This is a genomic window from Agromyces sp. NPDC052230 (assembly GCF_040679595.1).
Taxonomy (GTDB): Bacteria; Actinomycetota; Actinomycetes; order Actinomycetales; family Microbacteriaceae; genus Agromyces.
Genome location: NZ_JBFAVC010000001.1, coordinates 696,573 through 708,324 on the forward strand (window position 1 = coordinate 696,573; position 11,752 = coordinate 708,324).

Annotated in this window: 10 protein-coding genes and 1 pseudogene; 5 read left to right on the top strand and 6 right to left on the bottom strand. The window is 66.7% G+C overall.

The window, feature by feature from the left end; genetic code table 11:
* Positions 1 to 1,275: 1,275 nt before the first annotated feature.
* From rsmG to rpmH, 6 genes and pseudogenes are all read right to left on the bottom strand, one after another.
* Positions 1,276 to 1,905, bottom strand: coding sequence for a 16S rRNA (guanine(527)-N(7))-methyltransferase RsmG (gene rsmG, locus AB0K73_RS03455; RefSeq protein WP_360510587.1), 630 nt, complete (start codon positions 1,903 to 1,905; stop codon positions 1,276 to 1,278).
* 16 nt (positions 1,906 to 1,921) lie between these two features.
* Positions 1,922 to 2,416 (bottom strand): R3H domain-containing nucleic acid-binding protein, encoded by a 495-nt coding sequence (locus AB0K73_RS03460; protein WP_360510586.1) that lies wholly within the window; start codon positions 2,414 to 2,416, stop codon positions 1,922 to 1,924.
* A gap of 3 nt (positions 2,417 to 2,419) precedes the next feature.
* Entirely contained in the window at positions 2,420 to 3,376 is a 957-nt protein-coding gene (yidC, locus tag AB0K73_RS03465; protein ID WP_360510585.1) for a membrane protein insertase YidC, read from the bottom strand.
* Between the two features lie 129 nt (positions 3,377 to 3,505).
* Positions 3,506 to 3,799, bottom strand: a pseudogene (yidD, locus tag AB0K73_RS03470) (membrane protein insertion efficiency factor YidD); the annotation flags it as partial.
* A gap of 1 nt (position 3,800) precedes the next feature.
* A complete protein-coding gene (gene rnpA, locus AB0K73_RS03475) occupies positions 3,801 to 4,217 on the bottom strand; it encodes a ribonuclease P protein component (RefSeq protein ID WP_360510584.1) in 417 nt (138 codons plus the stop codon).
* A gap of 7 nt (positions 4,218 to 4,224) precedes the next feature.
* Positions 4,225 to 4,362, bottom strand: a complete 138-nt coding sequence (gene rpmH, locus AB0K73_RS03480; protein ID WP_055854070.1) for a 50S ribosomal protein L34 — start codon at positions 4,360 to 4,362, stop codon at positions 4,225 to 4,227.
* Positions 4,363 to 4,786: 424 nt separating this feature from the next.
* Between rpmH and dnaA the strand changes: the two genes are divergently transcribed.
* The 5 genes from dnaA (at position 4,787) to gyrB (ending at position 11,751) form a co-directional block, all read left to right on the top strand.
* Positions 4,787 to 6,226 carry a chromosomal replication initiator protein DnaA gene (gene dnaA, locus AB0K73_RS03485; protein ID WP_360510583.1) on the top strand — a complete coding sequence of 480 codons (1,440 nt, stop codon included), beginning with the start codon at positions 4,787 to 4,789 and terminating at the stop codon, positions 6,224 to 6,226.
* Positions 6,227 to 6,705: 479 nt separating this feature from the next.
* Complete coding sequence (dnaN, locus tag AB0K73_RS03490) at positions 6,706 to 7,854, top strand: DNA polymerase III subunit beta (RefSeq protein WP_360511269.1); 1,149 nt, start codon at positions 6,706 to 6,708, stop codon at positions 7,852 to 7,854.
* Positions 7,855 to 7,940: 86 nt separating this feature from the next.
* Positions 7,941 to 9,146, top strand: coding sequence for a DNA replication/repair protein RecF (recF, locus tag AB0K73_RS03495; protein ID WP_360511267.1), 1,206 nt, complete (start codon positions 7,941 to 7,943; stop codon positions 9,144 to 9,146).
* Positions 9,139 to 9,615 (top strand): DciA family protein, encoded by a 477-nt coding sequence (locus tag AB0K73_RS03500; RefSeq protein ID WP_360510582.1) that lies wholly within the window; start codon positions 9,139 to 9,141, stop codon positions 9,613 to 9,615. Before recF ends, AB0K73_RS03500 begins: the two co-directional genes overlap by 8 nt.
* 123 nt (positions 9,616 to 9,738) lie before the next feature.
* Positions 9,739 to 11,751 carry a DNA topoisomerase (ATP-hydrolyzing) subunit B gene (gene gyrB, locus AB0K73_RS03505; RefSeq protein ID WP_360510581.1) on the top strand — a complete coding sequence of 671 codons (2,013 nt, stop codon included), beginning with the start codon at positions 9,739 to 9,741 and terminating at the stop codon, positions 11,749 to 11,751.
* Position 11,752 lies beyond the last annotated feature (1 nt).

Below are 11,752 nucleotides of genomic sequence, written 5' to 3' on the forward strand. Positions count from 1 at the left end.
TGACCTTTGGGCCCCGGCGGTGCGCGAATGGGGGCTCTCGACGCGCGAGCTGCGGCCGGCCTCCGGGAGCGGACGACCCCGGTCACCTGGAAGGTGGGAACACACCGGCCTCGACCGGAGAAGGTGAATCCGTCGCTCGACCTCGGGGCCGGGCACGGATGATGTATCACGAGAAACGAGCGGGCGTCACGCGGTTTCGACTGAGGGCTCGAAGACGCGGAGGTCCGAGAGGTGACCAAACACTCGAGCGCGCCATATCGACCCATGCGCCCGCGAGCTCCAGAACCCTGAAGCCGCCGATGATGTTTCACGTGAAACGACCGGGTTTCAATACGACCGGGTTTCACCCACTGCTCGATGTCGGGGCGTAGATCGACATCCAAACGACACGATGCACTCACTCCCACGGTCCGGCCGGGGTGATCGGATCTCGCTGGTGCACCTGCGGATGAACCGGGGTCCCGGCGCAGCCCACAAAGAGGAAGGGTCCACCGCCGGCGGCAGTGTGCATCACGCTCCAGTGGTCTGACGGGGACCGTGGTGTTTCACGTGAAACAGCCCAGCACGCGGCGGCCCGGCGCTTGGGTTAGGCAAGAGGCTTGGGCGTGGGCGTGGGCGTGGGCGTGGGCGTGGGCTTGGGCTTGGGGCTTGGGGCTTGGGGCTTGGGCTTGGGGCTTGGGGCTTGGGGCTTGGGCGTGGGGCTTGGGCCTGGGCGTGGGGCTTCCAAGAGTGGGCGTATCTGCGAGGCCCTCAATGACACCGCCTCTCAGAATGGAAGCGAGGAAGTCGTCGGGGTCCGCTGGGGTGCTCGAAGTGAGTCCGTGAACCGACTCCGTGCCGTGAGGCGGTCGACTGGCTCCCTCGCAACGAACCCTGCGGGCCGACCCGGGCGCGGCGAGGCCGGCGGATCCCTCCGGGGCAACACGGATGATACGCACGGTCCGCCACGCACGATGAGGCCTCACACGGGTGACCACGTCGCAGCAAGGTGGCCGACGGCGGCGGATCGCACCTCGCCCCGACCGGGGGGGCGGGACTGCGGCCGTAAACGAGCTCCGAAGAAGCCGACGGTCGCAGCGCCCATGCCCTCGTCTCAACGCGTGCTGGAGACCGCAAGCAAGCCGTCGTTGTCAGTGCGTGGCTGGCGGAATCCACGTACGCAGATCGGCTTGGCCGAAGCTCGCACTGAGTCCCGCGCAGCGTGAACCGGCAAGAGACCACACCCACACCGGCACGTGCGCGATCGTATCGAGGCGCCTCGCCGGAGGCAGAGAGTCAGTCGACCGTCGCGCGGAACACGCGGGTGACGTCGTCGACGATGCCTTCACCGAGCAGCAGCACTTCGACGTTGTGCAGCCGGTACTTGCGGACGGCCTTCTCAGCAGCAGCGACTTCGGCGTCCACACCGGCGCCCTTCATAAGCACGAGCTCGCCGCCGGCACGAACGAGTGGCGCGCTGATGGGAATGAGGGTGCGCAGCGCACTGACCGCGCGGGCGGTCACCTGATCCATCGCGCCCTTCAGCTTGGCGTCCTCCGCACGGGCGCGAACGACGTCGACATTGGCGAGCTCGAGCTCCAAGACTTGACGTTCGAGCCAGGCAACTCGACGCTCCATCGGCTCGATGAGCGTGAACGAGACATCCGGTCGCAAGATCGCGAGCACCAGGCCAGGCAGGCCAGCTCCCGAACCGATGTCGCCCACTCTGCCTGGGCGCAGCAGCGGCGCGACCAGCGCACTGTTGAGGATGTGGCGCGTCCACAATCGAGGCAACTCGAGCGGGCCGATGAGGCCCAGTTCCTCGCCATGGCGTGCCAAGGCCTCCGTGAACTGGCGGCCCCGTTCGAGGTGCTCGCCGAAGATCTGCGCGGCGACGGGCGGCTCGGCCTCGAGTTGATCCGTCATTGTTTCACGTGAAACGTCAGGCACCGCGGGTGATCACCGTGTGGCGCTCGGCGCCTTCGCCTCGGGACTCCGAGTGGAAGCCGTGCTCACTGACCAAGTCGTGCACGAGCTTGCGCTCGTACGATGACATCGGCGGGAGCGCGGCCTCTGCGGCGCCGGTCTCGATGCGTTCGACCGCCCGCGCAACGAGCGAAGCGAGCTCGTCGCGTCGCGCGTCGCGTGAACCGCCGATGTCCAGGATGAGACGCGAGAACGCACCCGTCTTCGTCTGCACTGCGAGCCTGGTGAGCTCCTGAAGGGCGCTCACCGTGTCGGGCTTCGACAGCACGTTGATGTTCGCGCCCTCGCCGGCATTGACCGACAAGTAGGCGCGGCCATTGCGCGCATCGATGTCGATGTCGCCGTCGAGGTCGCAGATGTCGAGGAGTTCCTCGATGTAGTCCGCGGCGATGTCGCCTTCCTCTTCGAGCTGAGCGACCGAGCGGTCCTCGTCGTGGTGCACGTTCGTCATGGGTTACTTCCCGCTCTGCTTCTTCGCACGCGACTTGCCGATGGGCTGCTGGCGCTGGGTCTTCTTGGGTTCTTCGACAGCGACGGCGCTGTCCTGCTTGTCCTCGACGACGAGCTTGCCCTTCTTGGCCAAGCGCGCCTCGCGGGCACGTGCCGCTTCACTGCCGGGCGTCGGCATATTGCGGATCACGATGAACTGCTGGCCCATGGTCCAGAAGTTCGAGACCAGCCAGTAGAACATCACACCGAGCGGGAACGCCACGCCGGAGAAGGCGAACACGAGGGGAAGCAGGTACAGGAGGATGCGCTGCTGACGGAACATGGGGCTCGCCTTGGTCTCGGGCGACATGTTCTTCGACACGATCTGCAGCTGCGTGATGAACTGCGAGGCGGTCATGAGCACGATCATCACGGCCGCGACGACCATGACCTGCCAGGGGCCGCCGGCATTCATCGCGTTGATGAACGTCGAGTTCAGGGGCGCACCGAGGAAGACCGCACTGGCGAACGAGTGAGCCAGGTCCTCGTTGAGGAGGCCGACGCCCGCCTGGTCGCGGACCGACGCGTCGTTGAGCACCGAGAAGAGGCCGAAGAAGATCGGCATCTGCAGCAGCAGGGGAAGGCACGAAGACAGGGGGTTCGTGCCCGTTCGCTTGTACAGCTCCATCGTCTCGCGCGACATGGCCTCGCGAGAGAACTGGTCCTTCTTGCCCTTGTACTTGTCCTGGATCTTCTTCAGCTGCGGCGCGACCTCCAGCATGCGTCGCTGGCTCTTGATCTGGCGCACGAAGATCGGGATCAGCGCGGCACGCACCACGATGACGAGGCCGACGATGGAGAGCACCCAGGTGACGCCCGAGGCGCCGTCGAGTCCGAAGAACGTCCACATGGAGTGGAACGAGACGAGGATCAGCTCGATGACCCATTTGATGGGCCAGAGGATCAGACCGATGAAGTCCATGGGTGCGGGTCAGTCCTTTCGGGACAGGGTGGGGGAGGAGGTCGTCGGAGCGGTGTCGACCAGATCGTGGGCGCGCTCGTGCGCGAGACGTGCGGCCGCAGCATCCGCTTCGGCCTTGGGGAACATGCCCGAAGGCACGACCCAGCCGAACGTGGTGACGGCGTATCGACCGTGTCGCGCCGGGCGCACCTCGTCGATGCCGCCGGCCGCCCACGGGTTGCACCGCAGGATGCGCCAAGCGGTGAACGCCGAGCCCACGACGAGTCCGTGTTGCTGTACCGAACCGAGACCGTAGGCGGAACAAGACGGGTAGTACCGGCAGACATCGCCGTACAGCGGGGAGATGACTGCGCGATACCCACGCAGCAGCAGCACGCCGAAGTTGCGGGGGATGAGCAGCAGGAAGAAGACGAGGTTGCGCATCTCAGGCGCCCCTCGATGCGCCCGACGCGCCCGACGCAGTCGAACTGCCCGACACGCTCGACACGACACGCGCGGCCGCGGCCTTCGGCGCGCGTCGATTCAGCGCGTCGAGCACCTCGGCGCGGAGCACCGGCCACTCGGCCTCGACCGCACCGGGCAGGGCGCGAACGACGACGTCGACGCCACGGATGCCGCCGGCGAGCGCTTCGTGGCAGGCCGCCTTGAGGCGACGACGCACCAGGTTGCGGCGCACGGCGCCGCCGACCTTCTTGGAGACGATGAAGCCGAAGCGTGCGTCGGCGCCCGACTCCCGCGAGCGCACATAGCTCACGGTGTGGGCACCGGCGACCTTCGCACCTCGGCGCACGATGACTCGGTAGTCGTCGGCGCTCGTGATGCGATTGGCTTTGGCGAGCACCGAGCGACTAGGCGGAGAGTTCGGTGCGACCCTTGGACCGGCGTGCCGACAGGATGGCACGGCCGGCGCGGGTGCGCATGCGAAGGCGGAAGCCGTGCTTCTTGGCGCGACGACGGTTGTTCGGCTGGAAGGTACGCTTGCTCATTCTTCTTCTCCGGCTTTCGGATCTCCGCGCCGAGGGTGCGATGGATGCGCCGGCGGGAAAACTGGGTGCCCATAGGGCTGGGGTCAACCTATTAAAACTACGGCCTCGAAGTCCTGCGGTCAAACCAGGCGGACCTCGCGCCGAACGTAGCGCAAACACGACAGTATCTCGCGTGCCTTCGCATCACCTGTGGACCGACACGCCCGTGGCGTCGAATCCCTCCCCGAGCATTTGTCCCGGGGGTCGACATTCGCTACCGTGTGAGTCCAGTTATCCCCAGCCTCGCGCGCGGAATCTCGGGCATCTTCCCGAACTGCCAACAGGCCGTGGATAACGCTGTGAACACTTCGTCTCGCGCCGCTTGCTGCGTCGATCGGGGGATCGATGAGCGGCACACGACACACCTGAGCGATTGCGGGGAACGATGACAGAGCAACCCATCTCGGAGACGTGGGCGACCGTCCTCGGCCGGCTGTCGGATGACGAGGCCATCACGCCGATGCTCCAGGGGTTCCTCAACCTCGTCGAACCGAAGGGAATCGCGGCCGGCACGTTCTACCTGGAAGTGCCCAACGACTTCACGGCGAGCATGCTCAACCAGCGCATGCGAGTCTCCCTGCTCTCGGCGATGAGCGCCATCGAAGCCCCGGCCGCCGTGACCTCCTTCTACGTCGTCGTGAATCCCGACCTCGAGGAGACACGCGCAGCCGAGCCGCAGTCCGCCCAATCCGCCCAATCCGCCCAATCCGGTGGCTATCCGAACGCCGTGGAGTTCCCGGCCTCCCCGCAATCCGTATTCGAGAACACGAGCCCCGATCGTCCGCGCGACGCCCGCCTCAACCCGAAGTACTCGTTCGACAGCTTCGTCATCGGACAGTCGAACCGGTTCGCGCACGCAGCGGCGGTCGCCGTCGCCGAAGCACCCGCGAAGGCGTACAACCCCCTCTTCATCTACGGCGACTCGGGCCTCGGCAAGACGCACCTGCTGCACGCCATCGGCCATTACGCCCTGAGCCTGTACCCCGGTATCCGGGTGCGCTATGTGAGTTCCGAGGAGTTCACGAACGACTTCATCAACTCGATCGCGAACAACCGGGGCTCGCTGTTCCAACAGCGGTATCGCAACATCGACATCCTTCTCATCGACGACATCCAGTTCCTGCAGGGCAAGGCGGAGACGCAGGAAGCGTTCTTCCACACCTTCAACACCCTGCACGACCACAACAAGCAGGTCGTCATCACGAGCGACGTGCCGCCCAAGCACCTGACGGGCTTCGAGGACCGCATGCGCAGCCGATTCGAGTGGGGCCTCATCACCGACGTCCAGGCGCCCGACCTGGAGACGCGCATCGCGATCCTTCGCAAGAAGGCGCAGTCCGAGCGGCTGCAGGTGCCCGACGACATCTTGGAGTACATGGCCTCGAAGGTCTCGAGCAACATCCGCGAGCTCGAGGGCACCCTCATCCGCGTGACGGCCTTCGCCAGCCTGAACCGAACCCCCGTCGACATGCCGCTCGTGCAGACCGTGCTGAAGGACCTCATCACCGACGACTCCGACAACGTCGTCGCGCCGGTCGACATCATCACGGCGACGGCCGAGTACTTCAAGCTCACCGTCGAAGACCTCTACGGCTCGAGCCGCTCGCAGGCGGTCGCCACCGCACGCCAGATCGCCATGTATCTGTGTCGCGAGCTCACGAACCTCTCGCTGCCGAAGATCGGGCAGCTCTTCGGCAACCGCGACCACACCACCGTGATGTACGCGAACAAGAAGATCTCCGAGTTGATGAAGGAACGCCGGTCGATCTACAACCAGGTCACCGAGCTCACCGCGCGGATCAAGCAGACGAGCCGCTACCGCTGAGCGGATGCCGCGACCGCACCTCGCGTCGGCCGGCCACGTCGACACGCAGAAGCGGCTCGAGCGCTGCACGAACACGCCCTCCGGCGCGCCGTGCGGCCCGCTGACGGCGAATCCCACAGCTGTGGACAACTTGTGGATTGTTAACGAGCAACGCCGTCAACACTGTTGAGACAATGCCGCACCCTGTGCACAACTTGCTGCGAGCCTCGGCTTCGGTATGCGGCATCCGCTGCGAAGCCCACACACTGTGCACAGATCGGATGCCCCGTCTCGGGCGTCATTCCGGGGATCCCAGCACACCATCCACAGTTTCCACAGCGGTTAACACCGTTAAGAGACATCTGGTTAACCAAGGGCCCCCGACAACAATCGAGTCGGCGCACCATCAGGAGCGGCCGTCGCTCGGAATCACCCTCCACCGCGTTGAGCCTGCGGATAGCATGGGAACCCACGACTGCGCCATCCACGACGGGAGAACCGTGAAGTTCCAGGTCAATCGCGACGTCTTCAGTGAGGCCGTTTCCTTCGCCGTGAAGCTGTTGCCACAGCGCACGACCCTGCCGATCCTCTCGGGCATCCTGATCCAGGCGAACGCCGACGGCCTGGTCCTGTCCTCCTTCGACTACGAGGTCTCGTCGCAGACCGAGATCCAGGCCGACGTCGAGGAGCCCGGCACGGTCCTCGTCTCGGGCCGCCTCCTCGCAGAGATCGCGGGCCGTCTCCCCAACGCCCCCGTGCGCGTGTCCACCGAGGATGCCCGGATCTCCGTCACCTGCGGTTCGTCGAACTTCACACTCCTCTCGATGCCGGTCGAGGAGTATCCGTCGATTCCCGAGATCTCCGGTGAGTCGGGCCTCGTTCCGGCCGAGGAGTTCGCCGCGGCGGTCGCGCAGGTCGCAGTCGCGGCGTCCCGCGACGACGTCACCCCCGTCATCACCGGCGTCCAGCTCGAGGTGCGCGAGCACCACCTGGGCCTCGTCGCGACCGACCGCTATCGGGTCGCCGTGCGCGAGATCGACTGGGACGGCGGCAACGTGGCCACCGACGAGTCGCTCACCGCCCTCGTGCCGGCCCGCACCCTGCAGGAGGTCGGCAAGACCTTCGGTCACTCGGGCACCATCTCGGTGTCGATCACGAGCCGCGACGACCGCGAGCTCATCGCGTTCAGCGCCGACAAGAAGACGGTCACGTCGCTCCTCATCAAGGGCAACTTCCCGCCCGTGCGCCGCCTCTTCCCCGACAACGTCGAGAACTACGCGGTCATGAACACCGCCGACCTCATCGAGGCGACCCGCCGCGTGTCGCTGGTGCTCGAGCGCGAAGCCGCGCTGCGCTTCACCTTCACGGCCGACGGACTGACGCTCGAGGCCATCGGCAGCGAGCAGGCGCAGGCGTCGGAGTCGATCGACGCGATCCTCACGGGCGACGACACGGTCGTCTCGCTGAAGCCGCAGTTCCTGCTCGACGGACTCGGCGCCGTGCACTCCGAGTTCGTGCGCATCTCGTTCACCAAGACCGAGAACCCCAACAAGCCGGGGCCCGTGCTCATCACGAGCCAGTCGTCGCGTGAACAGGCCGGCGCCGACACGTACCGGTACCTGCTGCAACCGAACCTGCTGCTGCGCTGACTCGCGGTCGGGCCATCGGCGTCGCCGTCGGCGGTGCGCGGTAGCGTGGATGATCCCGGATGCCGCGTGATCGAAGGGAGTCCAGCGTGCACGTCGCCCGCCTCTCCCTCACGGACTACCGCAACTACGAGCGCGCAGAACTCGAGTTGGGCCCGGGCGCGACCGTCCTGGTCGGCCGCAACGGGCAGGGCAAGACCAACCTCGTCGAGGCGATCGGGTACCTGTCCACGCTGGGTTCGCACCGGGTCGCGGGCGATCAGGCATTGATCCGGGCGGGCGCGGATGCCGCGATCATCCGAGCGCTCCTGGCGCACGGCGACCGCGAGCTCCTCGTCGAACTGCAACTGAACCGGCAGGGAGCCAATCGCGCGCAACTGAACCGCTCCCTCGTGAAGACCCGCGAGCTCCCGCGCTACGCGCACAGTGTGCTCTTCGCACCCGAAGACCTGGCCATCGTGCGCGGCGAACCGTCGGTCAGGCGGCGCCTGCTCGATGAGCTGCTCATCCAGCGCACCCCGCGGCTGGCCGGCGTGATGGCCGACTACGAGCGCGTGCTGAAGCAGCGCAACTCGCTCCTGAAGAGCGCCCGCGCCCGAGGTCTGGCCGCCGCCAGGATGCCGACCCTCGAGATCTGGGACGAACGCCTCGTCGAGTTCGGGTCGGAGATCATCGACCAGCGAGTGGCGCTCATCGACGAGCTCGGGGCTCCGCTCGCTGCCTCGTACCGCTCGATCGTGCACGCGGACCATCGGCCCGAGCTCCGGCCCCTGCTGTCGGTCGATGGGGGTGATGTCGATGCGGAGGGTCTCGATGCGCCGCTTCGCGGCTCCTCGACCACCGCGGGCGAACCCTCCGAGACGTCGGATGATCGACCGACGGGGACACGGGCCCGGTTCGCCGAGGCGGTTCGCCGACTGCGTCCGAAGGAGCTCGAACGGGGCGTCACCCTGGTCGGCCCCCACCGCGACGACGTGGTGCTGCTGCTCAACGACCTGCCGGCGAAGGGGTATGCCAGCCACGGCGAGTCGTGGTCGTTCGCCCTCGCGCTGCGGCTCGCCTCCGCCGAGCTCCTCCGGCGCGATTCGTCGACGGGCGATCCGGTTCTCGTGCTCGACGACGTGTTCGCCGAACTCGACCGCCAGCGACGGGAACGCCTCGCCACCGCGATCGGCGACTTCGAGCAGGTGCTCGTCACGGCGGCAGTGCTCGAGGATGTGCCCGAGCCGCTGACCGCCCGCATCGTGCACATCGAGGCCGGGCGCATCGTCGAGAGCGAGACCACCGATGTCTGAGGCGTCTCGCGTGTACCAGCACTTCCGGGAGATCTTCGGCGATACCCGCCCGCGCCCCGGGCGGGCCCGCGGCCGCGTGCGCGAGGCATCCGGAAGCGAGCCGTTCACCCCAGGACGGGACCCGAAGCCGCTCGGCGACGCGATCGACGGACTCACGACCCAACTCGGCTGGACGGCACCGCTCTCGCAGCACGAGCTGCTCGCGTCGTGGGCCGACGTCGCGGGGGAGGAGATCGCGAAGCACTCGGAGGCGATCGCGATCGAGAACGGCGTGCTGCAGGTGCGCTGCGAGTCCACGGCGTGGGCGACCCAGTTGCGACTGATGCGCACGGAACTCGTCACGCGCATCCTCGATCGGAGCCCCGACGCGGGCATCGAGACCATCCGCTTCCAGGGGCCGGATGCCCCCACCTGGAAAAGGGGCCCCAGATCGGTTCCAGGGCGGGGTCCGCGCGATACTTACGGCTGAGACGGCAAATTCGGTCACTCCCCCTGTGTCATCGCCTCAGATCGGCGCTTCCGGCCGGAGGCGGAGCCTCCGTTTGATAGGATCAAGGGTCGACAGAATGACGGTCAGGAGCCCGATTCACACATGACAGCCGAACCCACGAAGGCCCAGCAGAAGCCGGCATACGGCGCTGATGACATCCAGGTACTCGAGGGCCTCGAAGCGGTACGCAAGCGGCCCGGCATGTACATCGGTTCCACCGGCCCCCGCGGCCTGCACCACCTCGTGTACGAGATCGTGGACAACTCGGTCGACGAGGCGCTCGCAGGCTACGCGACCACCATCGACGTGACGATCCTTCCCGACGGCGGCGTCCGTGTGGTCGACGACGGCCGCGGCATCCCGGTCGACATCCACAAGACCGAGGGCCGATCCACGGTGGAGGTCGTGCTCACGGTGCTGCACGCGGGCGGCAAGTTCGGCGGCGGAGGCTACGCGGTGTCGGGCGGATTGCACGGCGTCGGGTCATCCGTCGTCAACGCGTTGTCCTCGCGCCTCGACGTCGAGGTGCGTCGCCAGGGCTCCGTGTGGACGCAGTCGTTCACGGTGGGCGTGCCCGACGCGCCGCTCGCGAAGGGCGGAGCCTCCGATGAGACCGGCACGACGATCACCTTCTGGCCGAGCCCTGACATCTTCGAGTCCGTGGAGTTCGACTACGAGACGCTCCGCACCCGGTTCCAGCAGTACGCGTTCCTCAACAAGGGCCTGCGCATCACGCTCACCGACCAGCGCGCCGGGAAGGAGGAGATCGACCCCGAAGATACGCCGACCACCGGCGCGATCACCATCCACCCGCGTTCCGACACCTTCCTCTACGAGCGCGGCCTCGTCGACTACGTCGAATACCTCAACCGCTCGAAGAAGACCGACTTCGTGAACGAGGAGGTCATCTCGTTCGAGTCCGAGGACACCGAGCGCAAGATCGCGCTCGAGGTCGCGATGCAGTGGACGACCGGGTACACCGAGTCGGTGCACACCTACGCGAACACCATCAACACGCACGAGGGCGGCACGCACGAGGAGGGCTTCCGGGCGGCGCTGACGACACTCATCAACCGCTACGCGCGGGAGAAGGGCATCCTCAAGGAGAAGGATGACAACCTCTCCGGCGAGGACGTGCGCGAGGGTCTCACCGCGGTCATCTCGGTGAAGCTCGGCGAGCCGCAGTTCGAGGGCCAGACCAAGACGAAGCTCGGCAACACCGAGGCGAAGTCGTTCGTGCAGAAGGTCACCGGCGACCAGCTCGGCGACTGGTTCGAGCGCAACCCCGGCCCGGCCCGCGACATCATCCGCAAGGCGATCCAGGCGGCGACGGCCCGACTGGCCGCCCGCAAGGCGCGCGAGGCCACCCGCCGCAAGGGACTGCTCGAATCGGGCGGCATGCCCGGCAAGCTGAAGGACTGCTCGTCGAAGGACCCGTCGGTCTCCGAGATCTTCATCGTCGAGGGCGACTCGGCCGGCGGCTCGGCCGTGCAGGGCCGGAATCCTGAGACGCAGGCGATCCTGCCGCTGCGCGGCAAGATCCTGAACGTCGAGAAGGCTCGTCTCGACCGCGCGCTCGCCAACAACGAGGTGCAGGCGATGATCACGGCGTTCGGCGCCGGCATCGGTGAGGACTTCAACGCCGAGAAGGCCAGGTACCACAAGATCGTGCTCATGGCCGACGCCGATGTCGACGGCCAGCACATCACGACCCTGCTGCTGACGCTCCTGTTCCGCTACATGCGGCCCCTCATCGAGATGGGCTATGTGTACCTCGCGCAGCCGCCGCTCTACCGCATCAAGTGGTCGAACGCCGAGCACCAGTTCGTGTACTCCGACAAGGAGCGCGACCTGCTCGTGGGCGACGGCACGGCGAAGGGATGGCGCATCCCGAAGGACAACGGCATCCAGCGCTACAAGGGCCTCGGTGAGATGAACCACCAGGAGCTCTGGGAGACCACGATGAATCCCGAGACCCGAACACTCCTGCAGGTCACCATGGAGGACGCGGCCGCGGCCGACGAGATCTTCTCGACCCTGATGGGCGAAGACGTCGAGAGCCGCCGCAACTTCATCCAGAAGAACGCGAAGGACGTGCGTTTCCTTGACATCTGAT